Annotated in this window: 18 protein-coding genes; 14 read left to right on the forward strand and 4 right to left on the reverse strand. The window is 71.0% G+C overall.

What is annotated here, in order from left to right; translation table 11 throughout:
* Positions 1-81 precede the first annotated feature (81 nt).
* Positions 82-1,389 carry an MDR family MFS transporter gene (locus tag ACFU8W_RS29170; RefSeq protein ID WP_384043216.1) on the forward strand — a complete coding sequence of 436 codons (1,308 nt, stop codon included), beginning with the start codon at positions 82-84 and terminating at the stop codon, positions 1,387-1,389.
* Between the two features lie 44 nt (positions 1,390-1,433).
* On the opposite strand, the gene ACFU8W_RS29175 is transcribed toward ACFU8W_RS29170, so the two are convergent.
* A complete protein-coding gene (locus tag ACFU8W_RS29175; protein ID WP_384043219.1) occupies positions 1,434-2,873 on the reverse strand; it encodes a purine-cytosine permease family protein in 1,440 nt (479 codons plus the stop codon).
* 173 nt (positions 2,874-3,046) lie between these two features.
* On the opposite strand from ACFU8W_RS29175, the gene ACFU8W_RS29180 reads away from it, so the two are divergent.
* From ACFU8W_RS29180 to ACFU8W_RS29205, 6 genes are all read left to right on the forward strand, one after another.
* Entirely contained in the window at positions 3,047-3,955 is a 909-nt protein-coding gene (locus ACFU8W_RS29180; protein WP_345512351.1) for a LysR family transcriptional regulator, read from the forward strand.
* A gap of 130 nt (positions 3,956-4,085) precedes the next feature.
* On the forward strand, positions 4,086-4,616 hold the full coding sequence (locus ACFU8W_RS29185) for a flavin reductase family protein (protein WP_384043222.1): 531 nt from the start codon (positions 4,086-4,088) through the stop codon (positions 4,614-4,616).
* Between the two features lie 28 nt (positions 4,617-4,644).
* Complete coding sequence (locus ACFU8W_RS29190) at positions 4,645-6,117, forward strand: 4-hydroxyphenylacetate 3-hydroxylase family protein (RefSeq protein WP_326792602.1); 1,473 nt, start codon at positions 4,645-4,647, stop codon at positions 6,115-6,117.
* Complete coding sequence (locus ACFU8W_RS29195; RefSeq protein WP_384043226.1) at positions 6,114-6,575, forward strand: RidA family protein; 462 nt, start codon at positions 6,114-6,116, stop codon at positions 6,573-6,575. Before ACFU8W_RS29190 ends, ACFU8W_RS29195 begins: the two co-directional genes overlap by 4 nt.
* Entirely contained in the window at positions 6,572-7,249 is a 678-nt protein-coding gene (locus tag ACFU8W_RS29200) for a DUF1028 domain-containing protein (protein ID WP_384043230.1), read from the forward strand. The genes ACFU8W_RS29195 and ACFU8W_RS29200 overlap by 4 nt, the downstream gene beginning before the upstream one ends.
* Complete coding sequence (locus tag ACFU8W_RS29205; protein ID WP_384043233.1) at positions 7,246-8,397, forward strand: M20 family metallopeptidase; 1,152 nt, start codon at positions 7,246-7,248, stop codon at positions 8,395-8,397. The genes ACFU8W_RS29200 and ACFU8W_RS29205 overlap by 4 nt, the downstream gene beginning before the upstream one ends.
* Positions 8,398-8,507: 110 nt before the next feature.
* On the opposite strand, the gene ACFU8W_RS29210 is transcribed toward ACFU8W_RS29205, so the two are convergent.
* Positions 8,508-9,110, reverse strand: coding sequence for a TetR family transcriptional regulator (locus ACFU8W_RS29210; protein WP_327245106.1), 603 nt, complete (start codon positions 9,108-9,110; stop codon positions 8,508-8,510).
* Between the two features lie 115 nt (positions 9,111-9,225).
* On the opposite strand from ACFU8W_RS29210, the gene ACFU8W_RS29215 reads away from it, so the two are divergent.
* The 5 genes from ACFU8W_RS29215 to ACFU8W_RS29235 all read left to right on the forward strand — a co-directional run bounded on the left by ACFU8W_RS29215 (position 9,226) and on the right by ACFU8W_RS29235 (position 16,488).
* A complete protein-coding gene (locus tag ACFU8W_RS29215) occupies positions 9,226-10,659 on the forward strand; it encodes a purine-cytosine permease family protein (protein WP_384043237.1) in 1,434 nt (477 codons plus the stop codon).
* Complete coding sequence (locus tag ACFU8W_RS29220; RefSeq protein ID WP_384043240.1) at positions 10,656-12,134, forward strand: aldehyde dehydrogenase; 1,479 nt, start codon at positions 10,656-10,658, stop codon at positions 12,132-12,134. The genes ACFU8W_RS29215 and ACFU8W_RS29220 overlap by 4 nt, the downstream gene beginning before the upstream one ends.
* Positions 12,131-13,498: an ArgE/DapE family deacylase gene (locus ACFU8W_RS29225; RefSeq protein WP_384043243.1), complete on the forward strand. Its 1,368-nt coding sequence runs from the start codon at positions 12,131-12,133 to the stop codon at positions 13,496-13,498. The genes ACFU8W_RS29220 and ACFU8W_RS29225 overlap by 4 nt, the downstream gene beginning before the upstream one ends.
* A 12-nt stretch (positions 13,499-13,510) precedes the next feature.
* A complete protein-coding gene (locus tag ACFU8W_RS29230; protein WP_384043246.1) occupies positions 13,511-14,860 on the forward strand; it encodes an aspartate aminotransferase family protein in 1,350 nt (449 codons plus the stop codon).
* 146 nt (positions 14,861-15,006) lie between these two features.
* Positions 15,007-16,488 (forward strand): APC family permease, encoded by a 1,482-nt coding sequence (locus ACFU8W_RS29235; protein ID WP_384043249.1) that lies wholly within the window; start codon positions 15,007-15,009, stop codon positions 16,486-16,488.
* 410 nt (positions 16,489-16,898) lie between these two features.
* Here the strand turns inward: ACFU8W_RS29235 and phoU are convergent, their stop codons facing one another.
* Positions 16,899-17,576 (reverse strand): phosphate signaling complex protein PhoU, encoded by a 678-nt coding sequence (phoU, locus tag ACFU8W_RS29240; protein ID WP_345512339.1) that lies wholly within the window; start codon positions 17,574-17,576, stop codon positions 16,899-16,901.
* A gap of 196 nt (positions 17,577-17,772) precedes the next feature.
* Between phoU and ACFU8W_RS29245 the strand changes: the two genes are divergently transcribed.
* Together ACFU8W_RS29245 and ACFU8W_RS29250 are read left to right on the forward strand one after the other, a co-directional pair.
* On the forward strand, positions 17,773-19,047 hold the full coding sequence (locus tag ACFU8W_RS29245; RefSeq protein ID WP_345512338.1) for an ATP-binding protein: 1,275 nt from the start codon (positions 17,773-17,775) through the stop codon (positions 19,045-19,047).
* Positions 19,044-19,724, forward strand: a complete 681-nt coding sequence (locus tag ACFU8W_RS29250) for a response regulator transcription factor (RefSeq protein WP_030977814.1) — start codon at positions 19,044-19,046, stop codon at positions 19,722-19,724. The genes ACFU8W_RS29245 and ACFU8W_RS29250 overlap by 4 nt, the downstream gene beginning before the upstream one ends.
* A gap of 94 nt (positions 19,725-19,818) precedes the next feature.
* On the opposite strand, the gene ACFU8W_RS29255 is transcribed toward ACFU8W_RS29250, so the two are convergent.
* Positions 19,819-20,460 carry a DUF461 domain-containing protein gene (locus ACFU8W_RS29255; protein WP_384043254.1) on the reverse strand — a complete coding sequence of 214 codons (642 nt, stop codon included), beginning with the start codon at positions 20,458-20,460 and terminating at the stop codon, positions 19,819-19,821.
* Positions 20,461-20,751 lie beyond the last annotated feature (291 nt).

The raw sequence follows: 20,751 nt of genomic DNA on the forward strand, positions 1-20,751 counted from the left end.
AGCAGAGCTTCGTAATGTGCTCATAGCCATCGGGCCACTTACCGCTCGAACCCGTTCCGTACGTCCCCGGGGGGAACCGTTATGTCTGTCGCCGGTCTCAGACGGGCCGCACGCGAGACCGTGTCCGGTCTCCCCAGGGAGTTCTGGTGGCTGTGGACCAGCACCCTGGTCAACCGCCTCGGGGCGTTCGTCGCCACCTTCATGGCTCTCTACCTGACCCTGGACCGGGGCTACTCCGCCTCGTACGCGGGGCTGGTCGTCGCGCTGCACGGGCTCGGCGGGGTCGTCTCCTCGCTCGGCGCGGGGGTGATGACGGACCGGCTCGGGCGACGGCCCACGATGCTGATCGCGCAGAGTTCGACCGCCGCGTCGGTCGCTCTGCTCGGGTTCATGGTCCATCCGGTCGCGATCGCCGCGGTCGCGTTCCTCGTCGGCATGACGAGCAACGCGTCCCGGCCCGCCGTGCAGGCGATGATGGCCGACATCGTCCGGCCCGAGGACCGGGTGCGGGCCTTCTCGTTGAACTACTGGGCGATCAATCTGGGCTTCGCGGTGTCGTCCGCGGGCGCGGGGTTCATCGCCGAGTACAGCTATCGGGCCGGGTTCATGGCCGAGGCCGCGATGACGCTGTTCTGCGCGGTCGTCGTCTTCCTGAAGGTGCCGGAGTCCCGGCCGGAGCAGGCACCGGGAATCGTGAAGAGCGAGGCGGCCGCGTCCGAGGTCCGGCTCTCCACCGTGCTGCGCGACGGCCGCTTCATGAGCGTCGTCGGACTGTCCTTCGTGGTCGCGCTGATCTTCCAGCAGGGGTACGTGGGGCTGCCGGTGGCGATGGGTACGGACGGGCTCTCCAGCTCCGACTTCGGCACCGCGATCGCCGTCAACGGTGTGCTGATCGTGGCGCTCCAGATCCCCGCCACCCGCTTCATCCAGCACCGCGACCCGCGCCAGCTGCTGGTCGTGTCGTCGCTGCTGGCGGGGTACGGATTCGGGCTGACCGCGTTCGCCGGGTCGGTCGCCGTGTATGCGCTGACGATCTGTGTCTGGACGGTCGGCGAGATCATCAACGCACCGGTGCAGAGCAGCCTGGTCGTCCGCCTCTCCCCGGCCCACGGTCGGGGTCGCTACCAGGGCATGTACACGCTGTCGTGGTCTGCGGCCGCGCTGGTCGCTCCGCTGATGTCCGGTCTGGTGATCGACCACTACGGGGCGACGTGGCTGTGGGGGATGTGCGGGGTGCTGGGGACGGTCGCGGCGCTCGGGTACTGGGTGCTCATGCGCGGGCTTCCGGCGGAGGAGAAGGCGACCGAGGTGGTGGCGGTGACTGCTGCGGAGACCGAGCCGGACGCGGCCTCGGGTGCGCCGCAGGGTGTGGTGGAGCGAGCGGTCTGATCGGAGGTGGGGGGCGGGTGCGCGGCCCGCCCCCCACCTGCTCGCTACGCGCTCGTCGCCGGTTCGCGCGGCGCGTTCCGCTGTGCGGATGCCGGTGCCGTTTCGCCCCGGTTCCGGGCCCAGAGGTAGTACACCGGTGTCGTCACGGCCAGGCCGACGAGCCAGGACAGGTCCGCGCCGCCGAGCGGTGCGACCAGCGGCCCCGTGTAGAGGGACGTGGCGACGAACGGGAGCTGGACGGCGATGCCGATCGCGTACGAGACCAGGGCCACCGGGTTGAAGCGGCCGTAGCGGCCGCCGTCCGGGAGGAAGAGGTCGCCGAGTGCGTAACTGCCGCGATGGACCAGGTAGAAGTCGATCAGGTTGATCGCCGTCCACGGGACGAGGACCACCAGCAGCACCAGCACCAGGTTCACGAACTGCGAGACGAAGTCGCCGGCCAGGCCGACCGCGATCAGCAGTGACGCCGCCAGGACCACGGCGGACACCGCACCGCGTGCCGCCTGGCGGGGCTGCCAGTCCGTACGGAAGGTCTGGCCGATGGTGATGAGCGAGAGCACCGCCCCGTACAGGTTCAGTGCGTTGTGGTTGACCACGCTGAACAGGAACAGCACCAGGATCACCGGGCCGAACGAGCCCGCCGCCGAGTCGAAGCCGGCCACCGTGTCGTCCGTGCCGGGTGCCGCGAGTCCGATCACCGTGCCCGCGAGGAACGCCAGGGTCGAGCCCAGGCAGGAACCCCAGTACGTGGCCCAGAAGGTGGACGCGGTGCGGACGGTGCGCGGCAGGTAGCGGGAGTAGTCGGAGACGTACGGGGCGAACGCCAGCTGCCACAGGGCGCTGAGCGAGACCGTGGCCAGCCAGCCCGCGAACGTGAAGCCGCCCCGGGTGAAGAAGTCGTCCGGCAGGCCGCGCGCGACCACGACCGCCAGGCCGGCGACGATGCCGATGCCCAGGACCCAGGTCGCCACCTTGTTCAGGGTGTGGATCAGCCGGTAGCCGATCCAGCAGATCACCGCCGAGCCGAGCGCACCCAGCAGGATGCCCGCGTCGACCGGGACGGCGGGCGCGAGGCCGTGCAGGGACTTGCCCGCGAGCACGATGTTCGACGCGAAGAAACCGACGTACATCGCGGCCGCGACGACCACGATGAGCAGGGCGCCGATCGCACCGAACTGGGCGCGGCTCTGGATCATCTGCGGGACGCCCAGCTGCGGGCCCTGCGCCGAGTGCAGCGCCATGAACACGCCGCCGACGAGCTGCCCGACGATGATCGCGAGGACGCTCGACCAGAACGACTGATGGAAGACCTGGACACCCATCGCGCCGGTGACCAGCGGCAGCGGCGCGATGTTCGTGCCGAACCACATGGTGAACAGGTCCCGTACCCGGCCGTGCCGTTCATGATCGGGGACGTGGTCGATGGTGTGTTGTTCGACGGCGGCGGGCGCCGCGGGCGTGGTCGGTTCTGCGGGACCGGGCATGCGGACTCCCTGGGGACGGGGGCGGGAACGAGGGTGAGGCGGACTCCATGGCGTACAGGTGCGGGTGGTCGGTGAGTCTCGAACGGTTTCAGTCAGCGGTCAAATAGTGATTTCGCAGCGATTGCATCGGATTTATTGATGCACTCGGTCCGGCCAGGAGCCAGAATCCGGTCATGGCCAAGGACGCGAACTTCACCCTCGTACAGCTCCGGTACTTCCTCGCCGCCGCCGAGCTCGGCTCGATGACCGCCGCCGCGCAGCGCATCAATGTGTCGCAGTCGGCGGTCTCCACGGCCGTCACCCATCTGGAGCGCGAGCTCGGGGTCCAGCTGCTGATCCGTCGGCATGCCAAGGGACTGTCGCTGACCGGGGCGGGTGAGCGGTTCCTGCATGAGCTGCGCGGCTTTCTGACCCATGCCGACGAGCTCGCCGAGTCCGCCCGCAGCCTCGGCTCGGACCTGGTCGGCGAGCTGGCCGTGGGCTGTTTCCAGACCCTGGCCCCGTTCTATCTGCCGCGTCTGCTGCGGGAGTTCGGCGAGAACCATCCGGCGGTGCGGATCGAGGTGCACGAGGGGGACACCCCCGCGCTCCAGGAGAGCCTGCGGACCGGCGAGTGCGAGCTGGCGCTCCTGTACGACCTGGAGCTCGACGACGACATCGAGCGCGAGGTGCTGGCGATGGCCCCGCCCTACGCCCTGGTCCCGGAGGGGCACCGGCTGGCCGAGAGCGGTTCGGCGCGCCTCGCGGACCTCGCCGAGGAGCCGATGATCCTGCTCGACCTGCCGGTCAGCCGGGACTACTTCCAGTCGGTCGTGGCCAAGGCGGGCGGGGAGCCGCGGGTGCGCCACCGGACCAGGAGCTACGAGACGGTACGTGCGCTGGTCGCGGCCGGACAGGGCTGGGCGCTGCTCAACCAGCGGCCGGCGCACGACCGCACGTACGACGGCGCCCGCGTCGTCGATCTGCCGCTGGCCGACCATCTGCCCGCGCTGCCGGTGGTCCTCGCCAAGCTCCGGGGCGTCCGGCTGACCGGCCGGGCGCAGGCGTTCGCCGCCGTGTGCCGGGAGGCGCTGCGGGGCTGACCTCCGAGAACATCGCTGCATCTGGAAAATCTATGCAATAGCGCTAAAAGATCTGCTGTACGGATGACGGGCTGCCCTCCCATAGTGGTCAACCACCAGGACCGCACCACTCCAGGGGAGGCCGCAGCCCATGACGATCGCTCCGCACCACCCGGTCCAACCGGCCACCGACCGCGCCGACTTCATCGCCGCGATGGGCAATGCCGCGACCGGTGTCACCGTCGTCACGACCGACGGTCCGGCCGGCCGGTTCGCCCAGACCGTGAGCGCCATGTGTTCCGTCACCGCCGACCCGCCGTCGCTGCTCGTCTGCGTGAACGAGCGCAGCCCGCTCGCCGCGGCCGCCGTCCGCAACGGCCACTTCGCCGTCAGCGTCCTCGGTCTCGGCCAGGCGCATGTCTCGGACGTCTTCGCCGGTCGGCCCGGTCCCGGAACCGCCACTGCCCCGTACGACTTCGGCTGCGCCGACTGGGACACGCACACCACGGGGTCGCCCCTGCTGCGCGCCGCCGCCGCCGCCTTCGACTGCCGGCTCACCGATGCCGTCGTCTCCGGCACGCACCGGGTCCTGTTCGGCGCCGTCCTCGCCAGCGCCGTCTCCACGACGGCCCGCCCGCTCGTCCACCACGCCCGTACGTACGGCGCGCACCGCCCCCTGTGACCACCCGCACCGAAGAAGGAGTACGGAGATGATCCGCACCGGAGAGCAGTACCGGGAGTCGATCCGCGACGGACGCGACGTCTGGATCAACGGCGAGAAGGTCGCGGACGTCCCCGCGCACCCCGCCTTCAAGCCGCTCGTCGACATCCGCGCCCGGATCTACGACATGGCCCACGAGCCGGCGACCCGGGACACCATGACGTACACCGACCCGGAGACGGGCGAGGTCAACGCCGTGCAGCAGAAGCCGCCGCGGACCCGCGAGGACTGGGACGCCAAGCGCGCCGCCACCGACGCCGTGCTCAGCGATGTCGGCGGTGTCGTCACCCGCGTCGGCGACGAGACGATCGGCGAGGTCTGGTCGCTGATCGACGGCCAGGACGTCCTGAACGCCATCAACCCGACGTACGCCGAGAACGTCAAGCGCCACATCGACCTGGCCTGCTACGGCGACCCGTTCCACGTCTCCGCCAACACCGACCCGAAGGGCGACCGCTCCAAGCGCCCGCAGGACCAGGACCCGGACATGCTGCTGCATGTCGTGCGGGAGACGGACAACGGCATCGTGGTGCGCGGAGCCAAGTACGAGACGGCCGCCGCCTACTCCAACCAGGCGTTCACCAAGCCGACGATCGCCAACTGGGGCGACTCCGAACTCTCCGACTACGCACTCGGGTTCATGCTCGACATGGGCGCCCCCGGTCTGAAGTACATCTGCCGTACGGGCTTCGCCGGCGCCAAGCCGATCGAGGACTATCCGGTCTCCAACCGCTTCGACGAGGTCGACACGCTCGTCGTCTTCGACGATGTCGAGATCCCCTGGGAGAACGTCCTTTTCTACCGGGACACCAAGGCCGCCACCTTCATCCGCGCGACCCTGCACCGCTACAGCGCCTTCGCCTTCACCCAGCGCAATCTGCGGCTCGCGGACCTCATGATCGGCGCCGCGCTGTGGAACGTGAAGCAGACCGGTCTGGAGAAGCAGCAGGCCGTTCAGGAGAAGCTGGCCACCCTCGCCTGCTACCGCGAAGGCATCAACGCGCACCTCACGGCCGCGATCGCGATGGCCGAGCCCAGCCCCGGCGGGCTGCTCATGCCGAACCAGTCGCTGCTCTACACCGGCCGGGTACTGGCCTGTTCGCAGCTGCACGAGATGATGCACATCGCCCGTGAGCTGTGCGGCGGCCAGATCTGCATTACCCCGGACAAGGCGTCGTTCGACCACCCGGACACCAAGCCGTGGCTGGACAAGTTCTACTCGATCAACGAGCACTGGGTCGCCGAGGACCGCCGCAAGCTTCTCGCGTACGCCCGTGACCTGCTGAACTCCGACTACGCGGGGCACCGGCTGACCTTCCAGCTGTTCGCGCAGTCGCCGCCCTTCGCCCACCTCGGCGCCGTCTACCGCAACTTCGACTGGGACGGTCCGCTCGACCTGGTCAAGGACGCGGCCGGGCTCTCCGACAACGTGCTCGGTTCGCTGGGGAGGTCCGCCAAGTGAGCCCTGTGCACGACCGGATCCGGTCCTTCAACACCGCCGACACGTATCCCGAGCAGGACCTCTCCAACGATCTCGCGCAGGCCGTCGTCGCCGACGGCACCGTCTATCTGCGCGGGCAGATCGGCCAGGACCTCGACACCCGCGAGAACGTCGGCGTCGGAGATGTCGCGGCCCAGGCCGAGAAGGCCATGGCGAACATCGCCATGCTGCTCGACGAGTGCGGCAGCCGGCTCGACGAGATCGTCAAGATCACCGTCTATCTGACGGACATCCGCTACCGCGAACCCGTCTACCGGACCATGGGGCGGTGGCTGAAGGGCGTGCACTACGTCTCCACCGGGCTGGTCGTCTCCGCGCTGGCCCGCCCGGAGTGGCTGGTCGAGATCGACGCCACCGCGGTGATCCCGGCCGAACGGCGGGCGGAAGCCGCCGCCGTACGGTCCAAGGGGGTTCGGTGACCTTCTCGATCGCCGCCCGCTGCACCCGGACCGGACAGTTCGGCGTCGCCGTCACCTCCTCCTCGCCCGCCGTGGCCGCGCGCTGCGCCCATGTGCGGGCGGGCGTCGGCGCGGTCTGTTCGCAGAACGTCACCGATCCGCGGCTCGGCACCCGACTGCTCGACCTGCTGGGCGCGGGCAGCTCGGCGACCTCGGCCGTGCGCGAGGTCGTTGTCACGGAACCCTGCGTGGAATACCGGCAGTTGACGGCTGTCGGGGCTCAGGGGCCGGGCGCCGTGTACTCGGGGGCGCGGGCGCTCGGCCGGTACGCGGAGGCCGTGGGTCCGGACGCCGTCACCGCCGGAAACCTCCTGTCGGGCCCCGGCGTCCCGCAGGCCATGCTCGACGCGTTCGCCACCGACCCGGCCGCCCCGCTCGGCCGGCGTCTGGTGGACGCGCTGGCTGCCGGCGCCGCGGCGGGCGGCGAGGAGGGGCTCGTCCGCTCGGCCGGACTGCTCGTCGCCGACGATGTCGCCTGGCCGGTGACCGACCTCCGTGTCGACTGGACGGACGGCGACCCGGTCGCCGAACTCGCCACTCTGTGGACGGTGTGGGAGCCGCAGGCCGATGCCTACGTACGCCGCGCACTCGCCCCCGGCGACGCACCCTCGTACGGCGTACCGGGGGACGAATGAAACCCGTACGCACAGCGGTTGCCGGGGTCGCCGACGAGCTGCTCGCCCTCAGCCACCGCATCCACGCCCACCCCGAGGTGGCGTGGGAGGAGGAGAAGGCGGCCCGCTGGGTCGGTTACGCGCTGAACGACCTCGGTTTCGACGTCCGGCCGGGGACGGCCGGTCTGCCCACCGCCTTCACCGCCACCCTCGGGTCCGGGCCCCTGCACCTCGGCATCTGCGCCGAGTACGACGCACTGCCCGGCCTCGGCCACGCCTGCGGGCACAACGTCATCGCGGCGGCCGCGGTCGGCGCCGCGGCCGGACTGGCGCCCCTCGTCGACGAGTTGGGGCTCACCCTCACCGTCTTCGGTACCCCGGCCGAGGAGGGAGGCGGCGGCAAGATCCTGATGCTGGAACGCGGCGCCTTCGACGGGGTGCACGCCGCGATGATGGTGCACCCGGGACCGGTGGACGTCGCCGAGGCGGACCCGTTCGCCGTCGCCCATCTCAAGGTGCGCTACCACGGCAAGGCGGCCCACGCGGCGGCCTACCCGGAGCAGGGGCGCAACGCGGCCGACGCGTTCACCGTCGCCCAGGTCGCCATCGGACTGCTGCGTCAGCAGCTGCCGGGGCGGACCAGGGTGCACGGCATGATGACGCGCGGCGGCGAGGCCCCGAACGCCATCCCGGAGCTGACGGAGGGGCGTTGGTACGTACGCGCCGACACCCTGGAACAGCTCGCCGAGCTCCAGCCGCGGGTCGAGCGGTGCTTCGAGGCGGGGGCTCTTGCGTCGGGCTGCGAGCTGGAGATCGAGCCGGAGAGCCGCCCGTACTCGGAGTTCCGCAATGACGCGGAACTGCTGGCGATGTACCGGCGTACGGCGACGGAACTGGGTCGGCGCTTCGAGACCGGGACGCCCGCCGCGCGGATGAACCGGGCGTCCACGGACATGGGCAATGTGTCCCGGGTGCTGCCCGCCATCCACCCGTACCTGGGCATCGGCTCGCTGCCCGCCGTCAATCACCAGAAGGAGTTCGCGGCGCACTGCGTGGGCGCGGCCGCGGACCGTGCGGTGCTGGACGGGGCCGCGGCGATGGCCCTGACCGCCGCCGCGGTCGCCGCCGACCCGGTCCAGCGGGAACGGCTGATCGCGGGGCGGGGCTGAGGGACGTCACGGGGTCGCCCCGCCTCGCCCCGTCACGGCTCCGCGCGGCCGTTGATGTCCTGCTCGACCCGGGCGCAGGGACCCGGCGCCCGGGCCGATCCCGGGGACCCTCACAGTTCCGCGCGGCCCGTCGCGGCCCTCGCGTACCCCAGGATCAGCCGCTGCGCCTCCTCCGGTGTCAGCTGTGTGTTCCGGCTGACGATGTGCAGCCCGTACCCGTCCTCCAGCGCCACCAGGTTCCGTGCCACATCGGCCGCACTTCCCGTGAGCGTGAACACCCCGGTCGCCGCGCCGACTTCGAGCACCGTCGTGTAGAGCGCGACCTCGCGCGCGAACAGTGAGGCCATCAGCGCGGCATGCCCGGAGCTGCGGTCCGCGCGGCGGTGCAGCTCGTACAGCAGGCTGTGCTGCGGGTCGCCCGCCGCGGCGGGAAGTCCGCTGCCGATCAGGGCGCGCAGCCGCTCGACGGGGTCACCGACCGCGTCCGTACGGTCGTGGCGCGCGGACACATAGCGCTCGACGGCGCCCCGGTGCACCTCCAGGACCAGCTCGTCCATCTCCGGGTAGTAGTACAGGACCGAGCCTGCCGACACCCCCGCCTCGGCGGCGATGTCCTTGATCCGCAGACCCTCCAGCCCTCGTTCGGCGATCGCGCGTCCCGCGGCGTCGACGAGGGCCTCGCGTCGTGCTGTCTGGTTCTTCGGTCTCCCCATGCGGTTAATTCTCTGTTACTTCGTTCAAATAAGGCAAGTTGGTGGCGCCCAAGTCATTGACGGCTTCCTAGTGCGTTGTTTGAATCCATCTTCAAAGAACGGCGAACGGGGTCGGATGACCGGCGACAGCTCAGGGACGATTGTGGAACGGCGCACCATCGACGCCGTACCTCTCTCCGAACGCCACGGCCGCACGCGCGACCTGTTCACCATCTGGTTCTCCGCGAACCTCGGCCCGCTGACCGTCGTCACCGGAGCCCTGGCCCCCACCGCCTTCGGGCTCTCCTTCTGGTGGAGCCTGGCCGCGCTGCTCGCCGGACATCTGGGCGGCGGCTTCCTGATGGCACTGCACTCGGCACAGGGCCCGCAGCTCGGAGTGCCGCAGATGATCCAGAGCCGCGGCCAGTTCGGGTACGTCGGCGCACTCGCCGTCGTCCTCGTCGTCATCGTCATGTACCAGGGGTTCTTCGCCTCGAACCTGGTCGTCGGCGCCCAGTCGCTGGGCCAGGTCGCCCCCGTCGGCGAGCGCACCGGCGTCGTACTGGGCGCCCTGGTCAGCCTGGTCGTCGCCGTCGTCGGCTACCGGCTGATGCACCGGATCGGCGCGCTCACCAGCTGGGTCTTCGGAGCCGTACAGCTGGCCGGCGCGGCCTGGCTGCTGTTCGGCGGGCTCCCCGACGGCTTCCTGGACCGCGGCGGCTTCAGCCTCGCCGGATTCCTCGGCATGGTCTCCGTCGGCGCGCTCTGGCAGATCGCGTACGCCCCGTACGTCTCGGACTACTCGCGCTACATGCCCGCCGACCGCGCCGGGGTCCGCTCGACGCTCTGGTGCACCTACGCGGGCTGTGTGCTCGGCAGCCTGCTCCCCATGGTGGTCGGCGCGGCGATCGGGCTGGCCGGCGGCGACGACCCGATCGCCGCCCAGAGCGCCCTGCTCGGCTCCCCGCTCGGCCAGATCACCCTGTGGAGCTTCGCGGTCGTCACGATGCTCACCAACTCCATGAACCTGTACGGGGCGGTGCTCTGCGCGGTCACAGCCGTGCAGACGTTCGCCCACCGCTGGCTGCCGCGCGCCACCGGCCGCGCCGTCATCGGAGCCGTACTCACCGCACTGTCCGTGGTCCTGGCCCTGGCCCTGGCCGACTCGTTCATGACCAGCTACCTCAACCTGATCTACGTCCTGCAGTACGTACTGATCCCGTGGACGGCGATCAATCTCGTCGACTTCTACCTGGTCCGGCACGGCTCGTACGACGTGGCGTCGTTCTTCGCCCGCGACGGCGGGATCTACGGCCGCTGGAACGTCACCGCGCTCGCCGTCTACGCGCTGGGCATCCTCGCCGAGATCCCGTTCATGGCGCAGTCCCTCTACACCGGGCCGCTCGCGCACGCCCTCGGCGACACCGACCTCGGCTGGATCGCCGGCCTCGTCGTCACCGTCCCCGCCTACCTGCTGGCGGCCCGCCTCACGACCTCCCCTGCGACAAGGAGCGGGCTCCCGACGCCCGTACCCGCATCCGCACCCACCTCCGGAGCACCCACGACATGAGCGCCCTCACCCACGCCGACTGGCAACGACGCGCCACCGCGCTCGACTTCCGCACCCGCGCCTTCATCGACGGCCGCTGGACCGACGCCGCCGACGGGGCCGTCTTCCCCACCGTCGACCCGTCGACCGGGAGGACCACCGCGCACCTCGCGGAGTGCGGCGCCCACGAGATCGACGCCGCCGTCCGCGCCGCCCGCACCGCCTTCGACGACGGCCGCTGGTCCCGCGCCGACCCCGCCGTCCGCAAGCGCACCCTGCTGCGCCTCGCCGCCCTCATCGAGGCCAACGCACCCGAACTGGCGCTCCTGGACACCCTCGACATGGGCAAGCCGATCGCCGAGTCGTACGGCACCGATGTGCCGGGCGCCGCGGGCTGCTTCGCCTGGTACGCGGAGGCCGCCGACAAGCTGTACGACGAGGTCGCCCCCACCCCGCCCGGCAACGTCGCCCTGGTCCGCCGCGCACCGCTGGGCGTCGTCGGCGCCGTCGTGCCGTGGAACTTCCCACTGGACATCGCGGTCTGGAAGCTGGCCCCCGCGCTCGCCGCCGGCAACAGCGTCGTGCTCAAGCCCGCCGAGCAGTCCTCGCTCTCCGCGCTGCGCCTCGCCGAACTCGCCGCCGAGGCCGGTCTGCCCGACGGTGTCCTCAACGTCGTGCCCGGCCCCGGAGAGACCGCGGGCCGCGCCCTCGGCCTGCACCCGGACGTCGACACCCTCGTCTTCACCGGCTCCACGGCCGTCGGCAAGAGGTTCCTGGCGTACGCGGCCGAGTCCAACATGAAGCAGGTCTGGCTCGAAGCGGGCGGCAAGAGCCCCAACCTCGTCTTCGCCGACGCCGACCTCGACGCCGCCGCCGAACGCGCCGCCTGGGGCTTCCTCTACAACGCCGGCCAGGTCTGCTCCGCCAACACCCGCCTCCTGGTCCACGCCTCGATCGCCGAGGAGTTCACCGCCCGGGTCGTCGACCACACCGCCGCCTACGTCCCCGGCGACCCGCTCGACCCGGCGACCCTGCTCGGCCCGCTCGTCGACGACCACCAGGTCAGCCGCATCATCGAGGCGGTCAAGGAGTCCGGCGGCGACATCGCCTGCGGCGGCACCCGCCCCGACCGGCCGGGCGCCTACCTCGATCCGACCGTCGTCACCGGCCTCGCCCCCGACGCACCGCTCGCCCGCGACGAACTCTTCGGCCCGGTCCTGACCGTGCTCCCGTTCACCGACGAGGCGGCGGCGGTACGGATCGCCAACGACTCCCCGTACGGGCTGGCCGCCTCCGTCTGGACCCGCGACCTGGCCCGCGCCCACCGGGTCGCCGACGCGCTGCACGCGGGCACGGTCTCCGTGAACACCGTCGACGCACTCAGCCCCGCCACCCCCTTCGGCGGCTTCAAGCAGTCCGGGTTCGGGCGCGACCTCTCCCTGCACTCGTTCGACAAGTACACCGGCCTCAAGACGACCTGGATCGCGTACGCATGAGCACAGTCCCCGCCACCGCAACCACACCCGGCGCCGCCGGGCTCCTGGCCGAGATCGACCGCCGCGCCGACGACCTGATCGGCCTCACCTGCGACCTGGTGCGCTTCGACACGACCGTGCGCGGCGAGGCCTCCGAATCCGCCCGGGACGAGGCCGACCTCCAGGAGTACCTGGCCGGACGGCTGCGCCGGGCCGGAGCCACCGTCGACGTCTTCACCCCGAAACCGGGCGACCTGCCCGACTCCCCGCAGACTCCGCCGGGCCTCGGCTTCGACGGCCGCCCCCAGCTCATCGCCCGCTTCCCCGGTACCGGCGGCGGCCGCTCGCTCCTCTTCAACGGCCACATCGACGTCGTGTCCGCGGAACCGAGGAGCGAGTGGACCAGCGATCCGTTCCGTGCCGAGGTCCGCGACGGGCGGCTGTACGGGCGCGGCACCTGCGACATGAAGGGCGGCATCGCCGCGGCCGTCATCGCCGCCGAGACGCTCGCCGCCCTCGGCATCCGGCTCCCCGGCGACCTTCTGATCAACACGGCGACCGACGAGGAGTGGAACGGCGCGGGCACCCTCGCCTCCGTCGGGTACGGGGTACGCGCCGACGCGGCGGTCGTCCCCGAACCCACCGACCTCGACGTCGTCACCGCACAGCGCGGCATCCTCGGCGGCACCGTCACGGTCGCCGGCCGCCCCGGGCACGCCGAACACCCGCCGGGGGACTGGCGCAGCGGCGGCGCCGTGAACGCCATCGAGAAGACCCTGCCGGTCCTCGCCGCCCTCGGGCGGCTGCGCGAACGCTGGGCCGACGACCCGGCGCACCGGCACCCGCTGCTCCCGCCGCCGTCCATCGTGCCGACCACCATCAAGGGCGGCGAGTGGTGGGTGACCTACCCGGCGTCCTGCGAAGTCGCCCTGGACATCACCTACCTGCCGGCCCAGGCGGACGGCGGCGGCTGGGCGAGCCGGGTCCGGGACGACATCGAACGGGCCGTACGCGACGCCTGCGCCGGTGACGGCTGGCTCACCGCGCACCCGCCCCGGTTCGCCTGGGACACCGAACTCCCGCCCGCCGAAGTCCCCGCCGGACACCCGCTCGTCCACGCACTCGCAGCGTCCGCCACCGCACTCGGCCGCACCCCGCGCGTGCTCGGCGAACCGTCCTGGACGGACGCGGCGACCCTGACCCGCCTCGGCGACACGCCCGCCGTCTGCCTCGGCCCGACAGCCACCCGCCCGGACGGCTCCCCGACCCTCCACACCATCGACGAATACATCGAGGTCGCCGACCTGATCGACACGGCGAAGGCACTGGCACTGGCCGCGCTCTCGATGACCGCACCCGCAACGCACCCGCACCCGCACGCGTAAGGACGTACGACGATGACCCTCACCCACGCAGAACTCGCCGCCACCGACCGGGCGCACATCATCCACCCCTACCTCCCCGGCACCGCAGAAGAGCGCGTCATCATGACCTGCGGCTCCGGCTGCCGCCTCACCGACGCCGAGGGACGCTCGTACCTCGACGCGACCGGTGGGCTCTGGCTCGCCCAGGTCGGCCACGGCCGCGAGGAGATCGCCCGGGTGGCCTTCGAGCAGATGAAGCAGTTGGAGTACTTCACCAGCTTCTGGGAGTTCTCCAACGACCGTGCCATCGAGCTCGCCGCCCGGCTGGCCTCCCTCGCCCCCGAGGGCCTGAACCACGTCTACTTCACCTCGGGCGGCTCCGAGGGCAACGAGGCCGCGATCAAGATGGCCCGCTACTACCACCACCGGCGCGGCGAGTCGTCCCGCACCTGGATCCTGGCCCGCGACAAGGCGTACCACGGCATCGGCTACGGCGGCGGCTCCGCCACCGGATTCCCGGTCTACCACGAGGGGTTCGCCCCGATGATGCCGCACGTCTCGCACCTCACCCCGCCGTGGCCCTACCGCACCGAGCTGTACGGCGGCGAGGACCCCACCGACTTCCTGATCCGGGAGCTGGAGGCACGCATCGCCGAGATCGGCCCCGGCAACATCGCGGCGATGATCGGCGAACCCATCATGGGCGTCGGCGGGATGCTCGTACCGCCGGCCGACTACTGGCCGCGGGTCCGCGACGTCCTCGACCGGCACGGCATCCTGCTCATCTTCGATGAGGTCGTCACCGCGTACGGGCGGGTCGGCGAGTGGTTCGCCGCCCAGCACTTCGGTGTCGTCCCCGACATCATCACCACCGCCAAGGGCATCACCTCCGGCTACACCCCGCTCGGTGCCCTGCTGGTCGCCGACCACGTCGCCGAGGCGCTCCTGCTCGACCACGGCTTCCCGATGGGCTACACGTACAACGGCCACCCCGTCGCCGCGGCCGTGGCCCTCGCCAACCTCGACATCATCGAGCGCGAGGGGCTGCTGGCGCGCGCGGTCGGTCTCGGCGCCCACCTCCACGCCGAACTCGAAGCGCAGCTCGGTGAGTTGCCGATCGTCGGCGAGATCCGATCGGTGGGCATGATGCTCGCCGTCGAACTCGTCACCGACCGCGAGTCGCGCACACCGCTGCCGCTCGACCCCGCCCGGATGCCGCACGACGTCATCCGCCGCGAGACGGGCGTCATCGTGCGCGACTCGGCCCACAGCCTGGTGCTGTCGCCGCCGCTGATCATGACGGAGGCAGAGGCGAAGGAGGCAGCGGTGGCGCTGAGGTCCGTACTGGAGCGCACCGGCCCGGACGGCACGATCGCGGGCTGACCCACCGTCCGGACACCCCGGCCGGGGGCGCCGCCCCACCAGGAGCTCCGCCCCCGGCCCCCCCGCTCCTCGATCACCGGAGGGGCTTGATCCCGCCACCACCGCTCCCCCCTCCCGTCACCCCCGGACCGCCGTGAGGACCGACCGTGCCCCAAGCTCCCTCGCCACGCACCCACACCCCCGTTCCCCACCTCCACCGCAGCCTGCGTCGTTTCGACATCACGGCGATGGGTGTCGCCGCCGTCATCTCGTTCGACACCGTCGGCCAGATCGCCACCGGCGGCGGCGAGGCAGTCACCTGGACCGCCGTGATCGCCGTCCTCTTCCTCGTCCCGTACGCACTGCTCTTCGCCGAGACGGGGGCGGCGTTCCCGCAGGAGGGCGGACCGTACGTCTGGGTGAAGCGCGCCTTCGGCCGGCTGCCCGCCGCGCTCACCACGCTCTTCTACTGGGTCACCAACCCCATCTGGCTCGGCGGTTCCCTCGTCTTCATCGCCGCCGAGACCTGGGACGGTTTCGTGTTCCACCTCGGTGAGGGCACGCTCTCCGACTACGCGTTCAAGCTGCTGTTCATCTGGATCGCGATCCTGACCGCCGTCGTCTCGCTGCGCCGCGGCAAGTGGATCACCACCGCGGGCGCCGCGGTGAAGGTCCTCGCGCTCACCCTCTTCACCGGCACCGCCGTCGCGTACGGCATCGGCCACGGCTTCCGCGGCCTCGACAGCGCCTCCTTCCCGCCCAGCACCGCGGGCTTCCTGGCGCTCGTCCCGGTCCTGCTCTTCGCGTACGTCGGATTCGAGGCGCCCAACGCGGCGGGCGAGGAGATGCACGACCCGCAGCGCGACGTCCCCGCGGCGCTCGGCCGGTCCGCCCTGATCGCCGCGGCCTGCTACCTGCTGCCGGTCTTCGCGATCCTCGCCGTCGTCCCGGCCGGGCAGGTCACCGGCATCGGAGGCTTCATGGAGGGCGCCCGGCTGGTCTTCGGGGTGTACGGCTCCGCGAGCGGCGCGGTCCTCACCACGGTTGCCGTCATGTTCGTCTTCGCGCTGCTCACCCAGGGCAGCGCCTGGATGATCGTCAGCGACCGGATGCAGGCGATGGCCGCCGCGGACGGCGGCTTCTTCAGCCGCTCACTGGGCGCCTTCCACCCGAAGCTCGGCACGCCGGTCCGGACGAACCTGCTCTCCGGCGTGATCGCGACGCTCTTCATGCTCGTCGCGATGCGGCTGGCCGCGGGGGACGCGGCAGCGGTCTTCGGCGTCGTCCTCACCGTCGCTGTGACCACGCTGCTGCTGTCGTACCTGATGGTCGTCCCGGCCCTGGTGGTGCTGCGGCTGCGGCACACCGACGAACCGCGCCCGTACCGGGTGCCGTTCGGCACGCCCGGGTTCCTGATCAGCGCCGGACTCGTCTACGCCTGGATCCTGGTCGGATCGTGGTCGGCGCTCTTCCCGGGCACGCTGGAGCCGGTGCTCGGCATTCCGTACGACTTCCACGAGGTGTGGGGCGTGTCCCGGCTGTCGTTCGAGGTCTTCACCCTGGGCACGGTGCTGGTGCTGCTGCTGATCGGCGCCGTCGGCCACACGGTGGCCCGTATCCGCCGCGTCCCGGAGCCCGTCACCGCCTGAAACGGCACTGCCCACGACGCCACCGGACCGGCGCCCCGCAGGGGGCGCCGGTCCGGTGGCGTCCGGTCAGCCTCGGTCAGCCGCCGCACTGGCACGGGGCGCCCGACTGGCAGCCGCACCCGCAGCTCGAACCGCAGCCACAGGCACCGAGCACCGTCAGATGGACCACTTCAGCGGGTGTCTCCTGCTGCGGGTCGGGCGTGGGGGAGTCGGCCATCGTTCCTCCTCTAGGACGTATATCGAGGCGTACGGCAGGGCCGTACGACCGACAGCGACGTACGACCGGGGCGTACCACCAGGCCTACCGCCTGACGCCCCACCCCATTCATGCCCACTCCGGCCGTCCCATCAACGGCGCACAGACGGCGCATCCAAGGCACACCCGCGCAAAACGCGCGGTCTGCTACCCGCTACGCGCCCTCTACCGGCGTCGCATTCTGGATGTCCTCCGCGTATTCACCCGTCACGAGATAGACGACCCGCTTGGCGACCGACACCGCGTGGTCGGCGAACCGCTCGTAGTAACGGCCGAGCAGCGTCACGTCGACCGCGGTCTCGATGCCGTGCTTCCAGCGGTCGTCCATCAGGTGCTGGAACAGCGTGCGGTGCAGCAGGTCCATCTCGTCGTCGTCCTGCTCCAGCTGGAGCGCCAGGTCGACGTCCTTCGTGATGATCACCTCGGCGGCCTTGGCCATCAGGCGCTGCGCCAGCTGCCCCATCTCCAGAATGGTGGCGTGCAGGTCATGCGGCACCGCCGACTGCGGGAAGCGCAGCCGGGCCAGCTTGGCCACGTGCTGGGCCAGGTCGCCCGAGCGCTCCAGGTCGGCACTCATCCGGAGCGACGTGACCACGATCCGCAGATCGGTCGCCACGGGCTGCTGGCGCGCGAGGAGGGCGATCGCCCGCGCCTCCAGGTCGTGCTGGAGGTCGTCGACCTTCTGGTCCGCGGCGATCACGCTCTCCGCGAGCTTGAGGTCGGCGTCGAGCATGGACGTCGTCGCCCGGCCGATCGCCGACCCGACGAGCCGGGCCATCTCGACCAGGCCCTCTCCGATCGAGTCGAGTTCCTCGTGGTAAGCGTCGCGCATGGAAGTCCCTCTCCAGTCCTCACTAAGGCCGGGGCCAGATCTGAACCCCACGCTCTCACCCTGTGGGGCGTACGCGTCCGGATCCGGCCGACCAAGTGAACCAACCCTTGCTCCTCGGTGAACTCTGGGCGACGAGTGTTCGAGTACGCACTCGGATGGCTGGGAGAGCACTGCCGCACCTGCTTAACCTTGAGGTATGGACGTGAACGCGGCGGTCGCCGCAGCTGCAGCGATCGCCGGGTTGTGTACCGGTGTGATCGCCATGCTGGCGTTCCGCTGGAGCGAGCGCGACCAGAAGAAACCGACGCGCACGTCCCTGCGGCCCGACAGCAACGGGGCACTGCCCCCCGGGGTCGACACGGTGCTCTCCGTGCTCTCCTCCTCCGCGGTCGTGCTCGACGAGAGCGACAGTGTCGTCAAGGCCAGCTCCGCCGCGTACGCGCTGGGACTGGTCAGGGGCGGCCGGCTGGCCGTCGAACCCATGCTGCACATGGCCAGGGACACCCGCCGGGACGGTGAGATACGGCAGGTCGAACTGGACCTCCCCCGGCGCGGTACGGGCCGGGGCGAGGCCCTCGCGGTCTCGGCACGGGTCGCCCCGCTGGGCTCCCGGCTGGTGCTCCTGCTGGTCGAGGACCTCACCGAGGCCCGCCGTATCGAAGCGGTACGACGCGACTTCGTCGCCAACGTCAGCCATGAGCTCAAGACCCCGGTAGGAGCGCTCTCGCTGCTCTCCGAAGCCGTCATGGACGCGTCCGACGACCCGGAGGCGGTCGAGCGGTTCGCGGGCCGGATGCAGATCGAGGCGACCCGGCTGACCAACCTCGTACAGGAACTCATCGACCTCTCCCGGGTGCAGAACGACGACCCGCTGGAGGACGCCGAGCCGGTCCGGGTCGACGAACTGGTCGCCGAGGCCATCGACCGCTGCCGGCAGCAGGCCGGCGCGAAACAGATCACCATGGCCGCCGGCGGCACCGCGGAGCTCCGGATCTGGGGCAACCGCGGCCAGCTCGCCGCGGCGCTCGGCAATCTCGTGGAGAACGCCGTCAACTACAGCCCCGCCCGCACCCGCGTCGGCATCGCCGCGAGGCGCCTGGCCGTACCGGGCGGGGACCAGATCGAGATTGCCGTGACCGACCAGGGCATCGGCATCTCGGAGAAGGACCGCGAGCGGGTCTTCGAACGCTTCTACCGCGTCGACCCGGCCCGCTCACGGGCCACCGGTGGCACCGGTCTCGGCCTCGCCATCGTCAAACATGTGGCCGCCTCGCACGGCGGGGAGGTCACGGTCTGGAGCTCGGAGGGACAGGGCTCCACCTTCACCCTGCGGCTGCCCGAAGCGGGCTCCGTACGGGACCGAGACCGTACATCGGGCGGACCGCTCATCGTCAACGGTGACGACGGGGCCTACCGGACCGCCGACCCCGACACTCTCGAACCATTTCCTGCCCCGGAGGTCCTTCCGTGACCCGAGTGCTTGTCGTCGAGGATGAGGAATCCTTCAGCGACGCCCTGTCCTACATGCTCCGCAAGGAAGGCTTCGAGGTCGCGATAGCGGCCACGGGCCCCGACGGGCTCGACGAGTTCGAGCGCAACGGCGCCGACCTCGTCCTCCTCGATCTGATGCTGCCGGGCCTGCCCGGCACCGAGGTCTGCCGCCAGCTGCGCAGCAGGTCCAACGTCCCCGTGATCATGGTCACGGCCAAGGACAGCGAGATCGACAAGGTCGTCGGCCTGGAAATAGGAGCCGACGACTACGTGACCAAGCCGTTCTCCTCGCGGGAGCTCGTCGCCCGCATCCGCGCGGTGCTGCGGCGCCGCGGGGAGCCGGAGGAGGTCACCCCGGCCGCCCTGGAGGCGGGCCCGGTCCGGATGGACGTGGACCGCCACGTCGTCACGGTCTCCGGCGGCAAGGTCGATCTCCCGCTCAAGGAGTTCGACCTGCTGGAGATGCTGCTGCGCAACGCGGGCCGGGTGCTGACCCGGATGCAGCTGATCGACCGTGTCTGGGGCGCGGACTACGTGGGCGACACCAAGACCCTCGACGTCCACGTCAAGCGCCTGCGCGCCAAGATCGAGCCCGACCCGGGGGCGCCGCGCTTCCTGGTGACGGTGCGGGGCCTGGGGTACAAGTTCGAGCCGTAAACCCCGGGTCCGTACGGCAGGCCGCCGGGCGGAGCACATACGACGGAGGCGCCTCCCGAGCGGGAGGCGCCTCCGTCGTGCGTGTCCGTGGACGTCACTCGGCCGGCTGCGAGGCCGACGCGGCGTCCGTCGGGCCCTCCGCTCCGAGCGACTCGGCCGGGTTGCCCGGCGTCGCGGATCCGGACGGCGTCGCTGCGGGCGTCTCGGACGGCACCGCCGGCAGCGAGCTCGGGCCGAAGCCGGTGAAGTAGCTGGTGGCCGGGACGACGAACACGCCGAGCGGGACCTCACCGGTCCTGCTGAACTTGAAGACGACCGACTGCACGTTGCCGTTCTGCGCGGCCTCGCGGCCGTTCTCGATCACGGCGGCGGCATTGCCCTTGCCGCCGATGACGACCTTGCCCCCGGCCGGGACGACGATCGGTCCCGCACCCTTGGCGGCGTGCAGCTGAACCGCCGCGCCGGTGCCCGGGAGGGTGATCGAGTCCAGCGTCTGCTGTGCGACGCCGTTGTTGAACAGCGTGGCGGTGACGACGGCCGGGCCCTTGGCGTTGCGCTCCGGCTGGGTGACGATGTTCGCGTTCTGGATCCGGATGTCACCGATGGTGGTGGCAGCGTTGTCCGGCTTGATTTCGAGCGTCTGCGCGTCATTGCCGGCACCACACGCGGAAAGTGCACCGATCGAGATCACGATGGCAGTGGCGGCAAGGGCGCCGCGTCGAAGGCTGCGGCTCACGGCTGCGGCAACTCCTTGAACGTACGGACTTCACGGACGGGAGGGGCGAGCGGCGTAAAGCCGCCCTAAGGGTGTGTCAGCGGGCTTAGGTTACCGAGCCGTCGTCCCCGCCCCGCACCCGACCCGCCCCTACGGGCCCCGGGCATCACGTGCCGTGACCGCAACCAGGTTCCCGATCGGCCGGCACGCCGCCCCGCCCCCGCGATTCGTGTGCTGTTCACATAACAGGCTTGATCAATTCCTCGGACCGTGGCGTATTCCTTGCGCATAATCTCCGCGATCCCCGACCGT

This window comes from Streptomyces sp. NPDC057565 (genome assembly GCF_042801455.1).
In the GTDB taxonomy this organism is placed as follows: Bacteria; Actinomycetota; Actinomycetes; order Streptomycetales; family Streptomycetaceae; genus Streptomyces; species Streptomyces yanii.

Bases quoted from the DNA above. Each gene is read 5' to 3' on its own strand.
- ACFU8W_RS29170 (WP_384043216.1), top strand. From the start codon at position 82: ATGTCTGTCGCCGGTCTCAGACGGGCCGCACGCGAGACCGTGTCCGGT.
- ACFU8W_RS29175 (WP_384043219.1), bottom strand. From the start codon at position 2,873: ATGCCCGGTCCCGCAGAACCGACCACGCCCGCGGCGCCCGCCGCCGTC.
- ACFU8W_RS29180 (WP_345512351.1), top strand. From the start codon at position 3,047: ATGGCCAAGGACGCGAACTTCACCCTCGTACAGCTCCGGTACTTCCTC.
- ACFU8W_RS29185 (WP_384043222.1), top strand. From the start codon at position 4,086: ATGACGATCGCTCCGCACCACCCGGTCCAACCGGCCACCGACCGCGCC.
- ACFU8W_RS29190 (WP_326792602.1), top strand. From the start codon at position 4,645: ATGATCCGCACCGGAGAGCAGTACCGGGAGTCGATCCGCGACGGACGC.
- ACFU8W_RS29205 (WP_384043233.1), top strand. From the start codon at position 7,246: ATGAAACCCGTACGCACAGCGGTTGCCGGGGTCGCCGACGAGCTGCTC.
- ACFU8W_RS29210 (WP_327245106.1), bottom strand. From the start codon at position 9,110: ATGGGGAGACCGAAGAACCAGACAGCACGACGCGAGGCCCTCGTCGAC.
- ACFU8W_RS29215 (WP_384043237.1), top strand. From the start codon at position 9,226: ATGACCGGCGACAGCTCAGGGACGATTGTGGAACGGCGCACCATCGAC.
- ACFU8W_RS29220 (WP_384043240.1), top strand. From the start codon at position 10,656: ATGAGCGCCCTCACCCACGCCGACTGGCAACGACGCGCCACCGCGCTC.
- ACFU8W_RS29225 (WP_384043243.1), top strand. From the start codon at position 12,131: ATGAGCACAGTCCCCGCCACCGCAACCACACCCGGCGCCGCCGGGCTC.
- ACFU8W_RS29230 (WP_384043246.1), top strand. From the start codon at position 13,511: ATGACCCTCACCCACGCAGAACTCGCCGCCACCGACCGGGCGCACATC.
- phoU (WP_345512339.1), bottom strand. From the start codon at position 17,576: ATGCGCGACGCTTACCACGAGGAACTCGACTCGATCGGAGAGGGCCTG.
- ACFU8W_RS29245 (WP_345512338.1), top strand. From the start codon at position 17,773: ATGGACGTGAACGCGGCGGTCGCCGCAGCTGCAGCGATCGCCGGGTTG.